The organism is Cellulomonas sp. NPDC057328 (genome assembly GCF_042667215.1).
Classification (GTDB): domain Bacteria; phylum Actinomycetota; class Actinomycetes; order Actinomycetales; family Cellulomonadaceae; genus Cellulomonas.
The window spans coordinates 14,720-34,288 of the sequence record NZ_JBHUZW010000033.1 but is presented as its reverse complement, the minus strand read 5'-3'; the positions used below and the strand labels follow the sequence as shown (position 1 = coordinate 34,288).

Annotated in this window: 18 protein-coding genes; 5 read left to right on the top strand and 13 right to left on the bottom strand. The window is 75.0% G+C overall.

The features are described from left to right. Window positions 1–38: 38 nt before the first annotated feature. From ACFUMH_RS08395 to ACFUMH_RS08375, 5 genes are all read right to left on the bottom strand, one after another. Window positions 39–836, bottom strand: a complete 798-nt coding sequence (locus tag ACFUMH_RS08395) for an SDR family NAD(P)-dependent oxidoreductase (RefSeq protein WP_378203286.1) — start codon at window positions 834–836, stop codon at window positions 39–41. 91 nt (window positions 837–927) lie between these two features. Next, window positions 928–1,539, bottom strand: a complete 612-nt coding sequence (locus tag ACFUMH_RS08390) for an ATP/GTP-binding protein (RefSeq protein ID WP_378203283.1) — start codon at window positions 1,537–1,539, stop codon at window positions 928–930. Further along, the gene (locus ACFUMH_RS08385; RefSeq protein ID WP_378203280.1) at window positions 1,520–1,897 is read right to left on the bottom strand and encodes a DUF742 domain-containing protein; all 378 of its coding nucleotides are present in this window, start codon (window positions 1,895–1,897) and stop codon (window positions 1,520–1,522) included. The genes ACFUMH_RS08390 and ACFUMH_RS08385 overlap by 20 nt, the downstream gene beginning before the upstream one ends. A 10-nt stretch (window positions 1,898–1,907) precedes the next feature. Beyond that, complete coding sequence (locus tag ACFUMH_RS08380) at window positions 1,908–2,357, bottom strand: roadblock/LC7 domain-containing protein (protein ID WP_046529366.1); 450 nt, start codon at window positions 2,355–2,357, stop codon at window positions 1,908–1,910. Window positions 2,358–2,442: 85 nt separating this feature from the next. Further along, a complete protein-coding gene (locus ACFUMH_RS08375) occupies window positions 2,443–6,900 on the bottom strand; it encodes an ATP-binding protein (RefSeq protein ID WP_378203275.1) in 4,458 nt (1,485 codons plus the stop codon). Window positions 6,901–7,154: 254 nt separating this feature from the next. Here ACFUMH_RS08375 and ACFUMH_RS08370 point away from each other — a divergent pair, with 254 nt between their 5' ends. Continuing rightward, window positions 7,155–8,168, top strand: a complete 1,014-nt coding sequence (locus ACFUMH_RS08370; RefSeq protein ID WP_378203272.1) for an NAD(P)H-quinone oxidoreductase — start codon at window positions 7,155–7,157, stop codon at window positions 8,166–8,168. Window positions 8,169–8,198: 30 nt separating this feature from the next. Here ACFUMH_RS08370 and ACFUMH_RS08365 read toward each other — a convergent pair whose 3' ends face one another. After that, window positions 8,199–9,431 (bottom strand): AGE family epimerase/isomerase, encoded by a 1,233-nt coding sequence (locus tag ACFUMH_RS08365; protein ID WP_378203269.1) that lies wholly within the window; start codon window positions 9,429–9,431, stop codon window positions 8,199–8,201. A gap of 189 nt (window positions 9,432–9,620) precedes the next feature. Between ACFUMH_RS08365 and ACFUMH_RS08360 the strand changes: the two genes are divergently transcribed. Then, the gene (locus tag ACFUMH_RS08360) at window positions 9,621–10,220 is read left to right on the top strand and encodes a bacterial proteasome activator family protein (protein ID WP_378203266.1); all 600 of its coding nucleotides are present in this window, start codon (window positions 9,621–9,623) and stop codon (window positions 10,218–10,220) included. An 18-nt stretch (window positions 10,221–10,238) separates the two neighbouring features. On the opposite strand, the gene ACFUMH_RS08355 is transcribed toward ACFUMH_RS08360, so the two are convergent. The 4 genes from ACFUMH_RS08355 to ACFUMH_RS08340 all read right to left on the bottom strand — a co-directional run bounded on the left by ACFUMH_RS08355 (window position 10,239) and on the right by ACFUMH_RS08340 (window position 14,604). Then, window positions 10,239–11,111, bottom strand: coding sequence for a DMT family transporter (locus ACFUMH_RS08355; protein ID WP_378203263.1), 873 nt, complete (start codon window positions 11,109–11,111; stop codon window positions 10,239–10,241). 30 nt (window positions 11,112–11,141) lie between these two features. Next, on the bottom strand, window positions 11,142–12,080 hold the full coding sequence (locus tag ACFUMH_RS08350; RefSeq protein WP_378203260.1) for a carbohydrate ABC transporter permease: 939 nt from the start codon (window positions 12,078–12,080) through the stop codon (window positions 11,142–11,144). Continuing rightward, the gene (locus ACFUMH_RS08345) at window positions 12,077–13,075 is read right to left on the bottom strand and encodes a carbohydrate ABC transporter permease (protein WP_378203257.1); all 999 of its coding nucleotides are present in this window, start codon (window positions 13,073–13,075) and stop codon (window positions 12,077–12,079) included. The genes ACFUMH_RS08350 and ACFUMH_RS08345 overlap by 4 nt, the downstream gene beginning before the upstream one ends. Before the next feature lie 143 nt (window positions 13,076–13,218). Continuing rightward, on the bottom strand, window positions 13,219–14,604 hold the full coding sequence (locus ACFUMH_RS08340) for an ABC transporter substrate-binding protein (protein WP_378203254.1): 1,386 nt from the start codon (window positions 14,602–14,604) through the stop codon (window positions 13,219–13,221). A 259-nt stretch (window positions 14,605–14,863) separates the two neighbouring features. Between ACFUMH_RS08340 and ACFUMH_RS08335 the strand changes: the two genes are divergently transcribed. Genes ACFUMH_RS08335 through ACFUMH_RS08325 form a run of 3 tightly spaced genes read left to right on the top strand, consistent with a single transcriptional unit; the run spans window position 14,864 to window position 16,719 of the window. Further along, window positions 14,864–15,550, top strand: a complete 687-nt coding sequence (locus tag ACFUMH_RS08335; protein WP_378203251.1) for a hypothetical protein — start codon at window positions 14,864–14,866, stop codon at window positions 15,548–15,550. Further along, the gene (locus tag ACFUMH_RS08330; RefSeq protein ID WP_378203248.1) at window positions 15,547–16,347 is read left to right on the top strand and encodes an SDR family NAD(P)-dependent oxidoreductase; all 801 of its coding nucleotides are present in this window, start codon (window positions 15,547–15,549) and stop codon (window positions 16,345–16,347) included. Before ACFUMH_RS08335 ends, ACFUMH_RS08330 begins: the two co-directional genes overlap by 4 nt. A 54-nt stretch (window positions 16,348–16,401) precedes the next feature. Then, window positions 16,402–16,719: a cupin domain-containing protein gene (locus ACFUMH_RS08325; protein ID WP_378203245.1), complete on the top strand. Its 318-nt coding sequence runs from the start codon at window positions 16,402–16,404 to the stop codon at window positions 16,717–16,719. Here the strand turns inward: ACFUMH_RS08325 and ACFUMH_RS08320 are convergent. From ACFUMH_RS08320 to serS, 3 genes are all read right to left on the bottom strand, one after another. Beyond that, window positions 16,676–17,314 carry a TetR family transcriptional regulator gene (locus tag ACFUMH_RS08320; protein WP_378203241.1) on the bottom strand — a complete coding sequence of 213 codons (639 nt, stop codon included), beginning with the start codon at window positions 17,312–17,314 and terminating at the stop codon, window positions 16,676–16,678. The genes ACFUMH_RS08325 and ACFUMH_RS08320 overlap by 44 nt on opposite strands. Window positions 17,315–17,386: 72 nt before the next feature. Continuing rightward, complete coding sequence (locus ACFUMH_RS08315; protein WP_378203238.1) at window positions 17,387–18,184, bottom strand: HAD family hydrolase; 798 nt, start codon at window positions 18,182–18,184, stop codon at window positions 17,387–17,389. Next, window positions 18,181–19,491, bottom strand: coding sequence for a serine--tRNA ligase (gene serS, locus ACFUMH_RS08310; RefSeq protein ID WP_378203235.1), 1,311 nt, complete (start codon window positions 19,489–19,491; stop codon window positions 18,181–18,183). The genes ACFUMH_RS08315 and serS overlap by 4 nt, the downstream gene beginning before the upstream one ends. Between the last annotated feature and the right edge of the window lie 78 nt (window positions 19,492–19,569).

Genomic DNA, 19,569 nt, shown 5'->3' with positions numbered 1-19,569 from the left:
GGGCCCGGGGGCGTTGGCGGCGGGGGGCCGACGGGGCGTCACGGCAGGATCGCGTCCACGTACCCGCCGTCCACACGCACGGCGCCGCCGGTCGTCGCGGACGCCAGGGGCGACGCCAGGTACACGACCATGTGCGCGATCTCCTCCGGCTCGATCAGCCGCTGCAGCAGCGACTGCGGCCGGTGCACACGCATGAACTCGCGCTGCGCCTCGTCCCACGGCAGGTCGCGGTCGACGAGCGAGTACACGAAGTCCTCGACGCCGCCGGTGTGCGTCGGGCCCGCGATCACCGAGTTGACGGTGACGCCGGTGCCGGCCGCCTCCTTGGCGAACCCGCGCGAGACCGCGAGCAGCGCGGTCTTCGACATGCCGTAGTGGATCATCTCGGCGGGGATCACGACGGCGGAGTCGCTCGCGATGTTCAGCACACGCCCCCAGCCCTGGCCCGTCATCGCCGGCAGGTACGCGCGCGTGAGGCGCACCGCCGCGAGCACGTTCACCTCGAAGTACCGCCGCCACTCGTCGTCGGTGATCTCGAGCGCCGGCCGGGCGCCGAAGATCCCCAGGTTGTTGACGAGGACGTCGACGTGCGGCACCGCGTCGCGCACGGCCGCGACGCCCTCGTCCGTCGTCACGTCCCCCGGTGCCGCGACGAACACTCCGTCCGGCACCTCCTCCGCCAGCCGGGCGAGTCCCGCGTCGACCGACGCGTGCGTGCGCCCGTTGACGGCGACGCGCGCACCCGCGCGCGCCAGCCCGGCCGCGATGGCGGCACCGATGCCCTGCGTGGAACCCGTGACGAGGGCGGTCCGCCCCGCGAGGTCGATCTGCGTCATGCGCCGACGCTAGCCGCGCGCCCGCGCGTCGGCCGCACGCGCCGACGGCCGGCCCCCGCGGAGGGTGACCGGCCGTCGTCGGGTGCGGACGTCAGCGGGAGCGGAGACGCTCCATGGCGAGCTGCACGAGCGCGATGAGCGCCTGCTTGGTCGCGGCACGCGACCGTGCGTCGGTGTAGAGCACCGGCACGTGGGCGGGGATCGCGAGGGCCTCGCGGACGTCCTCGAGCTGGTGCTTCGCGATGCCGTCGAAGCAGTTCACGCCGACGACGAACGGGATGCCGCGGCTCTCGAAGTAGTCGACGGCCGGGAAGCACTGGTCGAGACGGTCCGTGTCGACGAGCACGACCGCACCGATCGCCCCGCGCACCAGGTCGTCCCACATGAAGAGGAAGCGGTCCTGGCCCGGCGTGCCGAACAGGTAGAGCCACAGCTGGCCCGGCAGCGCGATGCGGCCGAAGTCCATGGCGACGGTGGTGGTCGTCTTGCGGTCGCTCACGCCACCGGCGTCGTCGACGCCGACGGAGTGCTCCGTCATCGCGGCCTCGGTGTTGAGGGGCTCGATGTCGGAGATGGACCCGATGAAGGTCGTCTTGCCGACGGCGAACCCGCCGGCGACGACGATCTTGACGACGGTGGGGGCAATGGCGCCCGCGGTCCCCGCCGGAGCGGCGACGGCGGCGTCAGAGGGCGGAAATGCCATTGAGAACACTCTCCAGCACGCTCAGGGACAGGGCGGGGGACTCACCGGTGTTGACCTCGACCGGCTGAGAGGTGTGCACACGCACGTAGTTGGCGTCGGTGAGGTCGGACACGAGGATCCGGACCACACCGAGCGGCAGGTGGAGGAGCGCCGACAGCTCGGCGACCGAGATGTACCCGGACGACGCGTGCTGGATGATCGCGCGCTTCTCAGGTGTCAGGCCCGTGCTCGCCACGGCGCCCGGCATGACCTCGACCAGGGCCTCGAGAGGCAGGTCGGAGCGAGCCGAGCGCACGCGACCGCCGGTCACGGCGTACGGCCGGACCGTCCTGGCCTCGTACTCGACGTGTTCGCTCATCGTCGACGCCTCAGGCGACCGGGGCCCGGGTCGCGCCGTCGACGGGGAGCTGTCCACGCATCTCGGAGATGAGCTGCGGGGTCAGCGTCGCCTCGGTCCGCGAGACGAGCATCGCCATCTCGTAGCCGATGAGCCCGACGTCGCACGTCGACTCCGCGACCACGGCGAGGACGGAGCCGTTGGAGACGCTCATGAGGAACAGGAACAGGTGGTCCATCTCGATGATCGCCTGGCGCACCTCCCCCGCACGGAGCTGGCGGGACGCGCCTCGGGTGAGGCTCGACATCCCGGAGACGATCGCCGCGAGCTGGTCGCCGCTGGTGCGGTCGAGCTGCTCGGACATCGCCATGAGCAGACCGTCGGCCGACACCACGAGCGTGTGGCGAGTGCCGGGCACGGTCCGGACGAAGTTGTCCAGGAGCCAGCCGAAGTTGGCTGCCTCGGTGCTGAGCGCGGTCACACTTCCTCCTTCATGGTGCAGTCAGGGCCGACTGCGGGCTGGGGCGTCACGGCGACGCGGGCGTCGCCGGGAGTCGTGAGGTGGATCATGCGTCACCGTCCGGTCCGCCGGCGGCACGCCGCCCGCGCGAGGTGCCGGACTGGAAGCTGGAGAGTCGCGACCGCAGCTGATCGGCGTCACGCTGCACGGGTCGCTCCTCGGTCGGTGCCGGCGCCGCGGGGACGGCGGTCGGCACACGCTTGGTCAGACGCTCCGCGCCGGCGCCCACCGCGCTCGGCCGGTAGGCCGAGAGCTGGCTGAGCTCCGACAGCGCCTGCTCCTGGATGTCGGAGCGCAGGGCCAGCATGGCCGCCACCTCGTCGTCCAGGGTGCCGACGCGCGGGGCGACGGACGGCGGGACGGACGGCTGCGGCACGGTGGACACCGGCTGACCGACCGCCGGGCGGACGGACCGCTCGGACGGCGACCACGCCGGGGCGGGCCGCTGCTCCTGCACCGGCGCGGGCGCCGGGGCCGCGGGGGCCGACCAGGTCGGGGCCTGCCAGCCGCCGGCGGCCGGGGCAGCCGGCTCGGCTCCCCACGCCGACGACCGCACGGGGGCGCTCGGCGCGGCGGCCTGCTGGCCGGTCTCCGGCTCCGCCTCGTCCTCCTTGCGGCGGCCGAAGAAGGCACCCCAGCGACGCTTGGGCTTGTCGTCGACCGGGCGGACCAGGTCGCCGAACGCCGGGGCGTCCTGGCCGGCGGGGGCCGCCGGCGCCGGGGTGGCCTGCCACGCGGGCTGCGCGGTGGCCTGCGGGGCCGGGGAGCGCTGCGCCAGCGGCGCGGGCTGCTCCGCCGGAGCCTGGTACGCCGGTGCCTGCGGGGCCGGCGGCTGCTGCACCGGGGCCTGCGGGAACGCGACGGCCTCGGCGGCCTCGACCGGCGAGAACATCTGCGTCGGCTGCTCGACCGGCGCCTGCCAGCCGTTCGACGGGCGGCTCCACGCCGGGGTCGCGGGGCGCTCCTCCGCGGCGGGCTGCTGGACCGGCGCGGCCGGAGCGGCCGGGGCCTCGTCCTGCCACTGCGGCGCCTGCCACTGCGGCGGCTCGGGTGTCGTCGGCGCCCAGGCGGGCTGCTGCTCGGCGAGCGCCTGCTGCGGGGCCGGGACCGGCGCCCACGGCGCGGCCGGGGCCTCCTCCTCCGGGTCCGGCTCGAGCAGCACGGGGGCGTGCGCCGCCGCGTGCCGGCTCGGCAGCTGCTCGGCGACCGGCTCCGCCTCGTGGTGCTGCGGGGCCTCGGGCTGCGCTGCGACGGGCTCGGCGCGGCGGCGGGCGGGCTCCGGGACGACCGGGATCGCCCCGGTGTGCCACGCACGGGCCTCGTCGAGCGTGCGCTCGAACGGCACGTACGGCGCCTGGTAGTCGATCGTCGGACGGTCGGCGCTGCCGGCCCAGCCGGAGTAGCCGCTGTACGCGGTGAACGACGGCGCGGGCTCCTCGGCGGGCGCCGGGTGCTGCGGGGCGGACGGCTCGCCGTCACCCCACGCGGGGGCGGCCTCCGCCGCGGGGGCCCACGGCTGCTGCTCCTCGGCCTGCGCCGGAGCCCACGGCTGCTCCTCCGCCTGCGCGGGAGCCCACGGCTGCTGCTCCTCCGCCTGCGCCGGAGCCCACGGCTGCTCCTCCGCCTGCGCCGGAGCCCACGGCTGCTGCTCCTCCGCCTGCGCCGGAGCCCACGGCTCCCGGGCGGCCTCGGGCTGCGCCCACGGCTGCTGCTCCTGCTGCGCGGCCCACGGCTGCTGCTCCTGCTGCGGGGCCCACGGCTGCTCGGCCTCGGCCTGCTGGGCCCAGGGCTGCTGCTCGGGCTCGGCCTGCTGCGCCCACGGCTTCTGCTCCGGCTGGCCCCAGGTCTGCTCGTCGTCCTGCTCCGCCTCGGCCGCCCACGGCGCGATCGCGCTCGTGGCGTCCTGCGGGGCCGCGGAGGTGCGCGACGGCAGGCCGTCGCCGGTGCGGCCGGGCAGCGGCGTGGCGTCCTGCGCGGGCTCTCGCCACGAGGGCACCGGCCAGCCGCCGTCGGACGACGGCGCGGACGCCGACGCGTCCTCGTCGGGCACGAGACCCGGCACGTGGAACGCGGCGGGGGCGGCCTCGGCGGGCTGCTCGTCCGACGACGTCGTGACGAGCGCCTCGCGGTTGCGGAACCCGGAGAACAGGCCGGCACGCGTCGCGGGGTCCGCCGGGGCCGTCTGCTGCGCGTCGTCCTGCGTCTGCGGCGCGGCCCACGCGGACGTCGAGGCACGGGTGCGGCTGGGGAGGCCGCCGAGCGCGCGGGGCGCCGCCGCGACCGCCGGCGCCCAGTCGCCGCCGCCCACGGAGAGCTCCGGGGACAGCCGGGCCTCGGGCGCCTCGGGGAGGACGATGTTGTCCTCGTCGAACGTCTTGCGCGACCGCGTGGGCAGGCCGTTGCCGCCGACGCTCGGCACCGGGATCGGCGCGTCGTCGGGGGCGGGGGCCGAGGGCGCGGACGGCGCGACGGGCGTCGCCGCGCTGTCGTCACCACGCCGGCGGCGGGGCAGGCCGAGCGACGTCTCGCCGTCGGTGAGCCCGGCGAGGTCGACCTCGCGGACCTCCGGCGCCTCGATCTCGGCGACCGGCGCCATCGCGGACGACGCGGGGGCGAGCGGCGCGGCGTTGAAGCCGCCGACCTCGTTGGCGGAGAACAGGGTGCTCGGGAAGAGCACGAGCGCGTCGGTGCCGGTGCCGGAGGGCCGCTTGCGCAGCGTGACCTCGGCGCCGAGGCGCTGGGCGATGCGGCCGACGACGAAGAGGCCGAGGCGCTGCGCGCCGAGGGCGTCGCTCGCGGAGACGGACGCGATCTTGTGGTTCGCCGCGTCCATCTCGGCCTCGGTCATGCCGAGGCCCTGGTCGGTGATGCGCACGACGACCGAGGCGCCGCTGATGCCCGTGCTGACGACGACCGGCGTCTCGGGCTCGGAGAACACGGTCGCGTTCTCGAGGAGCTCGGCGAGCAGGTGGGCGGCGGACAGGGCGTTGAAGCCGAGCATGTGCGGGTCGACCTGGAGGTCGAGCTCGACGCGGTCGTACTGCTCGATCTCGGAGGAGGCCGTGCGGATGACGTCGGACAGCGGCATCGCGTCGCGCAGACGACGGCCGGAGTCGATGCCCGCGAGGACGAGGAGGGACTCCGCGTTGCGGCGCATCCGGGTGGCGAGGTGGTCGAGGCGGAACAGGTTCGCCAGGGTCCCCGGGTCCTCCTCGGCCCGCTCGAGCGAGTCGATGAAGGACAGCTGCCGGTTGAGCAGGACCTGGTCGCGGCGGGCGACGTTGACGAACATCTCCGCGATGGAGCCACGGAGGGCGGCCTGCTCCTGCGCGACCGTGACGGTCTGCGCGTTCACCGCGTTGAACGCGGCGGCCAGGCGGCCGATCTCGTCGCTCGACGTCACGGGGATCGGGGCGAGCTGGATCTCGGGCCCCTCACCGGGGACCGCCACCTGCTCGACGAGCCGGGGGAGCTGCTCGCGGACGTCGGCGGCGGCGCTGGTGAGGCGGCGCAGCGGGACGACGATGCCGCGGGCGACGAACGTGGCGAACAGCAGCGAGGCGACGGCGGCGAGCACGGCGAGCGCGATCGTGAGGAGCGCGGTGTCGCGGGCGTCGCCCACGGCCTGGGCGGCACGCACGTCGGCGCCGGCGAGCACGCCGTCGTTGACGCCGCTGAGCATGTCGAGCTGCGCCTGCGTCTGGCCGAGCCAGGCCGCCGGGTCGATGGCCGACACCGCGGCGACGTTGCCCTGCTGGAAGAGCGAGCGCTGCGCGAGGAGCGTCGGGGTCGGGTCGCCGCTGGAGACCGCGACGCCGTCGAGCTCGAGGTTGCCCACCGAGGCCCGGGCGCGCTCACGGGCGAGCTCCGACGCGGCGGTGAGGCCCTGGAACGTGCGGGACGCCGCGGGGCTGTCCGTGACGGCGTTGAGGAGCTCCACACCGGCGATGTACTCGGTCACCAGCGCGTCGACGAGGACGCCGGTGTCCCGGGTGGCGCTGATGTACTGGGCGAGCTCGCGGTCGCGGAGCGAGTTCGCGACGCCCTCGAGAACGCGGAGCTGCCCGTCGATGTTGAGCTTGAACGCGCTCTTGAGGACCGTGCGCTGGGCGCTCTCGTCGACACGGGTCCGCAGCTGCGGCAGCGCCACCGCGAACGCGTCCTGGCTGTCCCGGAACTCGTTGACCACGGAGGGCGGGAACTGGCTCAGGTCGAGCTCCGCCGTCACCTCCCGCGTCGCGGCGAGGGCCTTGTCGGTCTCCTGACGTGCCGCGGCGATCTGCTCGGCGCTGCCGCCCGTCAAGGAGATGGTCCGCTCCTGCTGGAGGGCCGCGGAGAGCGGCGCCAGCGCGTCGAGCGTGCGGACCACCTGCTGCGAGGCGCGGGCGTAGCGCAGGTCCTGGAGGGCGTTGTTCGAGATGAACGCGCCGGCAGCCAGGAGGACGATCATGGGCACGGCGAGGACCGCCAGGACCTTGGCACGGATGCCGAGCCGTCGCAGCATGTCGATCCTTTCCTCTCGCCCGACGTCGGACGCTCTCGCGGACGCACCGTCTGGCGAGTCGCGCCGGCACGTCGGGTGACTGCCGTCTGCGTCTCATCGGTACCTGGACAGCGGACCATTAGCCCGGCGCAGAGTTTGCCACGGGACTCACCCGGTCCGATACGTCGCGTACTGCGCGAATCGCCCACGCCGGCGCGGCGGTCGTGCGCGGCCACGACGGGCCGTGACGGTGCCTGCGACCTAGGCTCGGCAGGGTGCGAGCCGTCGTCGTGACGAGGCCGGGCGGGCCCGAGGTGCTGCAGGTGCAGGACGTGCCGGAGCCGTCGCCGGCGCCGGGCGAGCTGCTCGTCGAGGTCGCCGCCGCGGGCGTGAACCGGGCTGACCTGCTGCAACGCGAGGGCCGCTACCCACCTCCGCCGGGTGCGCCCGCCTGGCCGGGCCTCGAGGTGTCCGGCGTCGTGGTGGGGTGCGCGGCCCCCGCCGGCGCCGCCCCGGGCTCGGCCCCGGTGGACCCGGCCGGCGTCCCGTGGCGGGTCGGCGACCGGGTGGCGGCACTCCTCGCCGGCGGAGGTTACTCCGAACGGGTGACCGTGGCGGGAACCCACGCGCTGCGGGTGCCCGAGGCGGTACCGCTGGTCGACGCGGGCGGCCTGCCCGAGGCCGTCGCGACCGTCTGGTCGAACCTGCGGGCCGCGCGCCTGGCGCCCGGCGAGACGCTGCTCGTGCACGGCGGCTCCGGGGGCGTCGGGTCGGTGGCCGTCCAGCTCGGCCGCGCGCTCGGCGCCCGGGTCGTGGCCACCGCGGGCGGGCCGGACCGGTGCGCGCGCGTGGCGGGGCTGGGGGCGCACGTCGTCGTCGACCACCGCGCGGGCGACGTCGCGGACCGGCTGCGGGCGGCGACCGACGGCCGGGGCGTCGACGTCGTCCTCGACGTGCTGGGTGGGGGTGCGCTGGGCGCGAACGTAGCGGCGCTCGCCGAGGGCGGGCGGCTCGTCGTCATCGGGCTCCAGCAGGGACGGCGGGGCGAGCTGGACCTGTCCGCGCTCATGGCCCGGCGCGCGTCCGTGATCGGGACGACGCTGCGGGACCGCCCGGCGGCGCAGAAGGACGCGATCCTCGCCGAGGTCGCGGAGCACGTGTGGCCGATGCTGACCGACGGCCGCCTCGCACCGGTCGTGCACGCGCGCCTGCCGCTGGCCGACGCCGCCGAGGCGCACCGCCTGCTCGCGTCCGGCGACGTCTTCGGGAAGGTGCTCCTCCAGCCCTGACGCCGGGACGCCCGCCGGCCCCGGCCGGTGTCAGGCCAGCAGGCCCGCCGCGAGCGCCGGTGCCAGCACGGGCGTGAGCGGAAGGCGCGGCACGAGCGTGGCCTGCACCGCGTGGTAGAGGTCGGCCTTGCCGGCCCAGACGGTGCGCGAGACCCGGTTGTCCGTGCCGAGCTCGTGCCACCACGACCCGTTCTCGCGGTCGAGCACGTACGTGCCGACGTACTCCCACCACTGCGTGTAGAGGTCGTCGAACCGCCGCTCCCCCGTCGCGTGCGCGAGCGCGGCGGCCGCGGCGACCGCCTCGGCCGCGACCCAGTGCATGCGCTCGCGCACGACCGGGCGCCCCTCCCAGTCCACCGTGTAGACGAAGCCCGGTGCGCCGTCGACGGCCCAGCCCTCGCGGACGCCGGCGTCGAACAGGGCCACCGCGTCGTCGAGCAGCCACGCCGGGGTGTCGTCACCGGCCGCGGCGAGCGCCGCGCGCGTGTGCAGGGTGAGGCGCGCCCACTCGAACCAGTGCCCGATCGTCGCGCCGTACGGCCGGAACGGGTGCGCGGGCGTGTCGGCGTTGTACTCGAGGTCCGGCGTCCACGTGGCGTCGAAGTGCTCGGGGATGCGCCAGCCGTTGCCGGCCGCGAAGCCGTGCACCACGCGCTCGACGACGCGCGCCGCGCGGTCCAGCCAGCGCCGGTCGCCCGTGACGTCGGCGGCGGTGAGGTACGCCTCGACGGTGTGCATGTTGGCGTTGACGCCGCGGTAGGCGTCCAGGTCGGCGAACGTGCGGTCCCAGGCCTCGACGGCCATGCCGGCCGCGTCGTCCCAGAAGTGCCGCTCCTGCACGGCGAGCGCCTCGTCGAGCAGCTCGCGGGCGCCCGGCCGGCCCGCCGCGGTGGCGCTGGCCGTCGCGAGCACGACGAACGCGTGCGGGTAGGCCGCCTTCTCGTCGTCGCGCGGCGTGCCGTCGCGCTCGACCTCCGCGTACCAGCCGCCGTGCTCGGCGTCGTGGAACAGGCCCGTGAGGGCGGCGAGGCCGTGGTCGACGAGCGCGGCGGAGCCCGGCCGGCCGGCGAGGTGCGCGAGCGCGTACACGTGCGTCATGCGGCACGTCACCCACAGCTCGAGCGCACCGCCCTCGGGGCGGCCCTGCTCGTCGAGGCGGGCGAACCCGCCCGTCGGCACGCGCGACGCGTGCCCGAACTCCCAGAGCCGGTCGGCCTCCGCCTCGAGCCAACGGTGATGCGCCGGGGTGCTCAGCCACGCCATGCCCGCCAGCCTAGCCAGCGGACGCCGCCGCACCGCGTCGACCCGGCCCTTCGGCAGCACGCGGGGACCGGATGGCTGCACGACGGCCGGTTCACGGCGACCGTGGCGGGTGGCGGCGGGAGGGGGGACCGGAGACCCGCGGCGGCGACCGGGCTGCGGGTGCCGGGGGCCTCGACCAGAATGCCGAGGATGGACCAGACGCAGCACGACGAGGACCGCCGCCACGACGACCACGCCGACGACCGCCCGCGCGTGGTCGTGGTCCCCGCCGAGGGGGAGCCGGCCGCGCCCGACGACGCCGCGCAGGACGACGGCCGCCGCGAGGACGTCGCCGGCCTCGTCGAGCAGCCGGCCAAGGTCATGCGGATCGGGACGATGATCAAGCAGCTGCTGGACGAGGTGCGCGCGTCACCGCTCGACGACGCGGCCCGGGCGCGGCTCGCCGACATCCACGAGCGCTCGCTGCACGAGCTGGAGGACGGCCTGTCCCCCGAGCTGGTCGACGAGCTGCGCCGCATCGCGCTGCCGTTCTCGGAGGACGCGTCCCCGTCGGACGCCGAGCTGCGCGTCGCGCAGGCGCAGCTCGTGGGCTGGCTCGAGGGGCTGTTCCACGGCATCCAGACGGCGCTCGTGGCGCAGCAGATGGCGGCGCAGGCGCAGCTCTCGCAGATGCGCCGCGCGCTGCCGCCTGGTGCGCGCCCGCCGGGCCCGGGCGGGCCGTTCGCGATGCCGGCGCCGCAGGGCGAGGGCGGCGAGGACGTCCGGCCGACGCCCGGCCAGTACCTCTGACGCCACCTCTGACGGCGGTCAGGGCGCGGGCGGCGGCGTGGCCTCGGCCGGCTCGTCCGCGCCCGACCGGGCGGTGAGCGCGATCGCGCCGGAGACGAGCAGGAGCCCGACGAGCTCGAGCCCGTGCGGCCACTGCCGCAGGACGACGGCGCCGACGACGGCCGCGGTCGCGGGCAGCAGCGCGAGCAGCACCGCGAACGTCGCGGCGGTGACGCGCCGCAGCACCACCTGCTCGAGCGCGTAGGGCACGACGGACGAGCACACGGCGATCGCGACGACGAGCGCCGCGAGCCGCGCGTCCACGAGCGCGGGGCCCGCTCCCCCGGCGAGGAACGGCGCGAGGACGACCGCGCCGGCGGTCATCGCGACCGCGAGCCCGCCGGCGCCGGGCGTGCCGGCCCGCGCGACCCGGCGCCCGAGCAGGATGTACGCCGCCCAGCAGACCGCGGACACGGCGATCGCGACGAGGCCGGTCACGGCCCCGGGACCGGTGTCGAGGCTGACGCCGGCGAGCAGGACGACGCCCACGGCGGCGACCGCGATCGCCGACCGGTCCCGCCAGCCGGTGCCCGTCACGGCCGCGACGGCGACGGGCCCGAGGAACTCGAGGGCGACGGCGGTGCCGAGCGGCAGGTGCTCGATCGCGACGTAGAACGCGACGTTCATCAGGGCCAGCACCACGCCGAACGCCACGGTGACGCCCAGCCGGCCCCGCGCCCACAGGCCCCGCTCGCGCCACGGCCGCCGCCACGCGAGCAGCACGAGCGCCGACACGGCGATGCGCAGCCACGCGACGACGCCCGCGGGCAGCACGGCGAACAGCCCGACCGCGAGCGCGGCCCCGACGTACTGCGTCAGCCCGGAGACGACGAACAGGAGCGGGGCGGGCACGCGGTCAGGCTACGCGCGCGCCCGCCGCCGTCAGCCCTTGACGGACCCCGCGAGGAGCCCGCGCACGAAGTACCGCTGCAGCGCGAGGAACACGACGAGCGGCACGACCATCGCGACAAACGCGCCGGCGGACAGCAGGTGCCACTGCGACCCGCGCGTGCCGGCGAGCTCGGCGATGCGCACGGTCAGCGGTGCCACGTCGGTGGTGCCGCCGACGAACACGAGCGCGACGAGCAGGTCGTTCCACACCCACAGGAACTGGAAGATGCCGAAGGACGCGATCGCGGGCGTCAGCAGCGGCAGCAGCACCCGGAAGAACACCGTCACGTGCCCGGCGCCGTCGACGCGCGCCGCCTCGACCAGCGACGCGGGGATGTCCTTCATGAAGTTGTGCAGCAGGTAGATCGCGAGCGGCAGCGCGAAGATCGAGTGCGACAGCCACACGACCCAGAACGACCCGGCGAGCCCCCACGACACGTACTGCTGCAGCAGCGGCAGCAGCGTCACCTGGATCGGCACGACCTGGAGGGCGAACACCGCGACGAACAGCACCTCGCGGCCGCGGAACGGGATCCACGCGAACGCGTAGGCCGCGAGCAGCGCGAGCGAGATCGGGATGACGACCGCGGGGAGCGTGATGACGAGCGAGTTGACGAAGAACGTCGCGAAGCTCGTGGACGACCCGAACAGCACCTCGGTGTAGTTCTCGAGCGTCGCCGCGGGGTTCTGCAGGAACGTCCACCAGCCCGAGCCGCGGATCTCGGAGCGGGGGCGGAACGACGTCACGAGCAGCCCGAACGTCGGCACGGTCCACAGGATCGCCAGCACGATCGCGATCCCCGACGCCCACGGCGAGCTCAGCCGCCCCTTCGCGGCGATCGCGCGCTGCTCGGCGCGGGTCAGGCCCCGCACCTTGCGGGTGTCGACCTCGGTCGGGTCGGTGAGCGTCGTCGGCGGGATGGCGGTCATCGGATCTCCTCCGCGAGCTTCAGCTGCCGCACGTTGTACGCGATGATCGGGATGACGAGCACGAAGAGGATGACCGCGAGCGCGGCCCCCAGACCCTGGTTCCGTGCCGTGAAGCTCTGCGTGTAGAACTCGTACGCGACGACCGACGTGTTGAAGTTGCCGCCGGTCATGGTGCGCACGATGTCGAAGACCTTGAGGGTCGCCATCGCGATGGTCGTGACGACGACGACGAGCGCCGGCCGGATCGACGGCACCGTGATGTACCGGAACATGCCGAGCCCGTGCAGGCCGTCGAGCCGCGCCGCCTCGACGATGTCGTCGGGGATGGCCTTGACCGCCGCGGACAGCACCGTCATCGCGAAGCCGGCCTGGATCCACACCATGACGACGATGAGGAAGATGTTGTTCCACGGCTGGTCCTGCAGGAACTGCTGCGGTTCCATGCCCAGCCACACGAGCACCTGGTTGAGCAGGCCGGTCTGCTGGATGTTGCCCTGCACCGGCTTGTACTCGTAGACGAACTTCCAGATGATCGACGCCCCCACGAGGGAGATCGACATCGGCAGGAAGATCAGCGTCTTCGCGAGGTACTCGAACCGCGTGCGGTCGACGAGCACGGCGTAGACGAGCCCGAAGAGCGTCGCGGCGAGCGGCACCAGGACGACCCACAGGGCGGTGTTGCGCAGCACCACCTGGAACTGCCCGTCGGTGAACGCGGTGACGTAGTTCTCCACCCCGATGAAGTTGCGCCCGCGCCCGTCCCGGAACGAGTTCCACACCGTGCGCAGGCCGGGGTACAGCAGGCCGAACGCGAGGAACAGCAGCGTCGGGCCGAGGAAGCCGAGCACCACGACCCACGTGGGGGCGCGCCTCAGGCGGTCGATGCCCAGCAGGATCGCGCCCATCACGACGACGAAGAGCACGATGGCGATGACCATCAGCGTGAGCTTCTCGGCGGTCGTGTCGGGCTGGAGCAACCAGTCCACGGTGGTCATCCCCTCGTCGTGCCGGTCGTCGGCGACCGGTCAGCGGTGGTCGGCGGGCACCCGCGGCGGCGGGTGCGGGACGTCGTGGTGGGGGCCGCCGGACCGGCGACCCCCACCACGTGCGCGCTGCTGGAGCCAGCTGCCGCGTCGGGTCAGCTGCTGGGCCAGTCCGCCTCGATGTTCGAGAGGGTGGTCTGCGAGTCCTGCCCCGGGCTGATCCAGGCGACCATCTCGCGCCAGAACGAGCCGGTGCCGATGGAGCCGGGCATCTGGTCGGAGCCGTCGAACCGGAACGTGTACGACTCGTCCGTCAGCAGGTCGAACGACAGCTGGTCGATCGAGGACTGCAGCAGGTCGGGGTCGAGGCCGTTGTTGGCGCTGATCCAGCCCTGACCGGTCACCTCGGCCTTCGCGTTGGCCCACTGCGGGCTCGACAGGTACGCGTGGAAGGCCTGCACCTCCTCGCGGTCCGAGAAGGCGGTGACGAACTCGCCGCCGCCGAGCAGCGGCTTGTCGTCCTCCGAGGCACCCGGCAGGTAGAACGCGTAGACGTCGCCGTCCTCCGCGACCTCGAGGCCCTCGTCCCAGTTGGCCTGGTAGAAGTTCGCGGCGCGGTGCAGGAAGCACGTGCCGTCGGGGATGCCGTTGCCCGACTCGTTCCACGGCGCCGACGCGATGGACGCGACGTCGCCGAGGCCGCCGTTGACGTAGTCCTCGTTCTTGAGGATGCCGCCGACCTCGTCGAGCGCCGCGACGATCTGCGGGTCGTCGAAGGGGATCTCGTGGTTGACCCACTGGTCGTAGACGTCCGGGCCGGCGGTCCGCAGGACGACGTCCTCGAGCCAGTCGGTGGCCGGCCAGCCGGTGGCGTCGCCGGACTCGATGCCCGCGCACCACGGCTTGATGTCCGGGTTGTCCTCGACCATCTGGTCGGTGAGGTCGAGCAGCTCCTGCCACGTGGTCGGGACCTCGTAGCCGTTCTCCTCGAACGCCGACGGCGAGTACCAGACGAACGACTTCACGTTCGAGCCGAGCGGCGTCGCGTACAGCGTGCCCTCGACCGTGCCGTACTCGACCCACTGCTCGGTGTAGTACTCGTTCGCGTTCTCGACGACGGCGTCGCCCGCGGGCTGCACGGCGTCGGGGAAGTCCGCGACGAGCGAGCGCAGGAAGCCGGGCTGCGGGATGTACGCGATGTCGGGCGCGTTGCCGGCCTCGAGCCGCACGGGCAGCTGCGCCTCGAACTCGCGCGAGCCCTCGTAGTCGATGGTGGCGCCGGTGCACTCCTCGAACGGCGCGTACGACGCCCGCTGCTCCTCGGCCTCGGGGTCGACGATCGAGGTGTAGACGGTGACCGTCGTGCCCTCGAGGTCGCCGTACTGCTCGTAGTCGGCGCAGTCGAACGTCGGCTCGGCGTCTCCGCCGCCACCGCCCGTCGCGTCACCCCCGTCACCGCCCGAGCAGGCCGTGAGCACGAGCCCGAGCCCGGCGACCGATGCGGCGAGCGCCAGCCCGCGGTTCCGCTGGATCCGCTTCATGTGACCTCCACGTCCTCGTGGTCGTTCGGCGGACCGTGGTGGCCCGGCCTGCGTCGAGACAAGTCTGTTTCTGCAACGCTTGCAAGGGCGAAACACTGACGAACCGGTCACGATCAGGTCACGGCAGGAACGTTGGGGCCGGCGGCGGACGTCCGCGTCCGCACCCGGCCGGCGACCGGACGGCCGGCGGTCGGCCGGGCCCCGGGGGTGACCGCGCGTCGGGCCGTCGCTATCTTGGTCGCATGAGCAAGTTGCCTGCGTGCGCGGTGCCGGCACGGTGACGGCCGCCGGAGCGGTGCGGCCGGTCGAGGGGGCGCCGGGGTTCGTCGTCGACTGGCGCGCGCCCGCGGGCCGCCCGGACTGGCTCCTGGGCGCGGGGACGACGCCCGGCGAGCGCGCGACCGTCGCGGTCGCCACCGCGGCGGGCACGGCCGGCGTCGTGGCGGCCGCGGCCACGACGTCGTGGGCGCCGTGGCAGTGGGCCGTCGTGCTCGTCCTCGCCGTCGACGTCGTCGGGGGCGTGACGGCCAACGCGCTGAGCACCGCCAAGCGTCAGTACCACGGGCCCCGCGACGCCGGGGCGGGCCGCGGCGCACGCCTGCTGCGCAGCAGCCCCGCGTTCACCGCCGCGCACGTGCACCCCCTCGTGCTCGCGCTCCTGCTGCCGGGCGCCGGCTGGGGGTGGGCGACCTTCTGGTACGCGGGCTGCCTGGCGTCGGTCCTCGCGGTCCACGCCGTGCCGCTCCACCTGCGGCGCCCGGTCGCGTTCGGCGCGCTCGCCACGCTCCTCGTCGCCGCGGGGCCCGTCGGCGCCCCGGCGGGGCTCGCGTGGTTCGGGCCCGTGCTCGCGGTCAAGCTCGTCGCCGCGCACGCGGTCCGCGAGGAGCCGTACCGGCCCGCGCCGCCGGACGCGTCTGCGTCGGCTGCGCCGGGCGGTGCGTCGTGACCCCGGCCCCGCCCCACGACGACGCGGTCGGCGGGGGCGCCGGCGCGGCGCGTCCCGCGGGCGGCGTCATGGTGGTCACCGGCGGGGGCCGCGGGATCGGTGCCGCGATCGCCCGCCGCGCCGTCGCCGACGGCTACGGCGTCCTGCTCACCTACGCGCACGACGACGCGTCCGCGTCCGCGCTCGTGGCGGGGCTGCGCGGGTCCGGCGGCCGCGCGGTCGCCCTGCGCGCCGACGCCCGCGACCCCGCCACGCCGGCGGCCGCGCTCGACCGCGCCGAGGCGGAGCTGGGACCCGTGACGGTCGTCGTGAACAACGCCGGCGTGACGGGACGGATCGGGCCGTTCGGCGACGTCACGCCCGACGACGTCCGGCGCGTCCTCGACGTCAACGTGCTGGGCACGCTGCTGCTGTCCCAGGAGGCGGTCCGCCGGTGGCTGGCCGCCGGCGCGACGGGCGCGGTCGTCAACGTGTCCTCCGTCGCGGCGACCCTCGGGGCACCCGGAGAGTACGTGCCGTACGCCGCCTCGAAGGCCGCGGTCGAGGCGATGACCGTGGGTCTCGCCCGCGAGGTCGCCGGGCGGGGCATCCGCGTCAACGCCGTGTCGCCGGGCACGGTCGACACGGAGATCCACGCGGCAGCGGGCGAACCCGGCCGGCCGGCCCGCGTGGCGGGTCGCATCCCGATGGGCAGGGTCGGGACCGTCGACGAGATCGCCGCGGCCGTGCTGTGGCTCGCGTCCGCGGAGGCCTCGTACGTCACGGGCGCCGTGCTGCGGGTCTCCGGCGGGCTGTGAGCCGCACGCGCCACCCACGTCCCCACCCGTCCCACGTCGCAGGAGGAACGCACCATGAAGGAGCTCGCACGCCCCGCCGAGCCGGTCGCGGGGACCGCCGCGACGTACGTCGAGCAGCTCCGTGTGCCGGCGATGAGCGTCGGCACCTACACGATCCCGGTCGGCGCCCCCGACCCGCAGGGCCCGCACGCGGAGGACGAGGTGTACGTCGTGCTCGCCGGGCGCGGGCGGCTGTGGACGCCCACGGCGACGGTCGACGTCGGCCCGGGGTCGGTCGTCTTCGTCCCCGCGGGCGAGGAGCACCGGTTCGTCGACGTCACGGAGGCGCTCACGGTGGTGGTCGTCTTCGCACCGGCGGAGACGCGCGCCTGACGTCCCCGGACGCGTCGTCCGTCCGGAGCCCGCGCACCGCCGCGGCCGCGGCGGCGAGGTCCAGGTCGTCGTCGATGAGGCTGTGCAGCAGCAGCCCGTCCAGGGCGGCCACGACGACCGTCGCGAGCCCCCGTGCCTGCGGGCCCGGCAGCTGCCCGGCCAGGACCGCCGCGACCCGGTCGCGCGCGTCCCGCAGCGCCGGCGCGAGCTCGCCCCGCACGTCCGCGTCCTGGAGCGACGCGGTGATGAGCTCGGCGGCGACCCGGCCCCCCGGCGAGCCCCGGTGCCCGGCGCCGGCGGTGACGGCGTCCGCGAGCCCGTCCGGCCACCGGTCGCTGCGGGCGAGCGTGTCGACGAGCGGCCCGACCGCGTCCTCGACCAGCGCCGCCGCGACGGCCCGCTTCAGCTGGGCGAACCCGCCGAAGTGGTAGTGGATGAGCCCCGCGTGCGTGCCGGCGCGCTCGGCGACGGCGCGGGCGGTCATGGCGGCCCAGCCGCGCTCCGCGAGGACCTCGACGCCCGCGGCCACGAGCTGCGCCCGGCGGCGGTCGCCCCGGTCGCGTCCCGGGTGGCGCTGCCCGTCGTCGTCGCCCACCCGAGCCACTGTAGGACCGTGCCGACGAGGAGCGTGCCGGCGAGGAGCGTGCCGCCCGGGGCGCCGCGCGCCTCAGGCCAGGACGCGCCGCAGGACGGCGACCGCGCCGTCGTCGTCGATGGTGCCCGTGACCTCGTCCGCCGCGAGCCGCACGCGCTCGAGCGCGTGCCCCATCGCGACGCCGCACGCCGCCCAGCGCAGCATCTCGACGTCGTTCTCGCCGTCGCCGACCGCGAGGGTCTCGAACGGCTCGACGCCCAGCTCGCGCCGGACCTCCTCGAGCGCGCTCGCCTTCGACACCCCCGCCGGCGTCAGGTCGAGCCACGCGCTCCAGCCGACGGCGTACGACACCTGGTGCAGGCCGACGCGCTCGACCAGCTCGTGGAACTCCTCCGGCGTGCCGCCGGGGTTGCGGATCACGACGCGGGTCGCCGGCGTCGCCAGCAGCTGCTCGAACGGCTCGACGCGCTGCTCCCCCGTCAGCTCGCCGTCCGGGAACGGGCGGGACACCCGGAAGCCGACGCGGAGGTCCTCGACGGCGAACAGGACGTCGGGGATCTCGAGCGCGATGGTCCGCAGCGCCGGGGCCGGGTCGAACGTCACGGCGTGGACCACGTCGTACCCGCCGTCGGCCGACGGGTCCAGCCGTGCCGTCACGGCGCCGTTGGAGCCGACGACCCAGCCCTCGGTCAGCCCGAGGTCCTGCGCGACCTCGGTGGCCGAGTGGATCGACCGGCCCGTCGCGAGCACCACGTGCACGCCCGCGGCGACGAGGCCCGTCACCGCCGTCCGCACGTCCGCCGAGATCACGCCGTCGTAGCTCATCAGCGTGCCGTCGACGTCGAGCGCCACGAGGCGCGTGCGGCTCACCGCGCCGTCCCCCGTGCCGTCCCCTGTGCGGCGACGGGCTCGAGCACCTCGAGCCCGCCGAGGTACGGGCGCAGCCCCTCGGGCACGCGCACCGACCCGTCGGCCTGCTGGTGGTTCTCGAGGATCGCGACGATCCAGCGCGTCGTGGCGAGCGTGCCGTTGAGCGTCGCGACCGTGCGCATGCCGTCCTCGGTGCGCTCGCGCACCCCCAGCCGGCGGGCCTGGTACGTCGTGCAGTTCGAGGTCGAGGTGACCTCCATGTACCGCTGCTGGCTGGGCAGCCACGCCTCGCAGTCGAACTTGCGGGCCGCGCTCGAGCCGAGGTCGCCCGCGGCGGTGTCGATGACGCGGTACGGGAGCTCCGCGAGCGCGAGCATCTCCTTCTCCCACGCGAGGATCCGGCGGTGCTCGGCGGCCGCGTCCTCCGGGCGCGTCCACACGAACGCCTCGACCTTGTGGAACTGGTGCACGCGGATGATGCCGCGGGTGTCCTTGCCGTACGAGCCGGCCTCGCGCCGGTAGCAGGCGCTCCACCCGGCGTACCGCAGCGGGCCGGCGGACAGGTCGAGGATCTCGTCCTTGTGGTAGCCGGCGAGCGCGACCTCGCTCGTCCCGACGAGGTACAGGTCGTCGGCCGGCAGGTGGTAGATCTCGTCGGCGTGCGCGCCGAGGAACCCGGTGCCCGCCATGATCTCCGGCTTCACGAGCGTCGGCGTGATCATCGGCGTGAAGCCGTTGCGCAGCGCGAGGTCGGTGGCCGCCGAGAGCAGGGCGAGCTCGAGGCGCGCGCCGATGCCGGTGAGGAAGTAGAACCGGGCGCCCGACACCTTCGCGCCGCGCTCCGTGTCGATCGCGCCGAGGGCCTCGCCGAGGTCGAGGTGGTCCCGCACGACGAAGTCCGGCCCGTACTCGGCCGCGAGGTCGCGCTGCGTGCCCACGTGCTCCAGCACGACGTAGTCGTCCTCGCCGCCCGCCGGCACGCCCTCCTCGACGACGTTGCCGATGCGGCGCGCGAGCTCCGTGGCGCGCTCCTCGGCCGCGGCGGCGTCGGCCTGCAGCGCCTTGACGCGCTCGGCGAGCTGCTTGGTGTGCGCGAGCAGCGCCTGCTTCTCGTCGCCGGACGCCTGCGCGACCTTCTTGCCCTGGGACTTCTGCTCGGCGCGCAGGGTCTCGAACTCCGTCAGCGCGGAGCGGCGCCGCGCGTCGGCGTCGAGCACCTCGTCGACGAGGTGCGGGTCCTCACCACGCGCCACCTGGCTGGCGCGCACGACATCGGGGTCCTCCCGCAGGAGCCGCAGATCGATCACGCGTCGACCCTACCGACCGGGGTGCGTGACGCGGTCCACGTCGGCCGTGCGCCCGCCCGGATCGCCGGACCTGTGCCT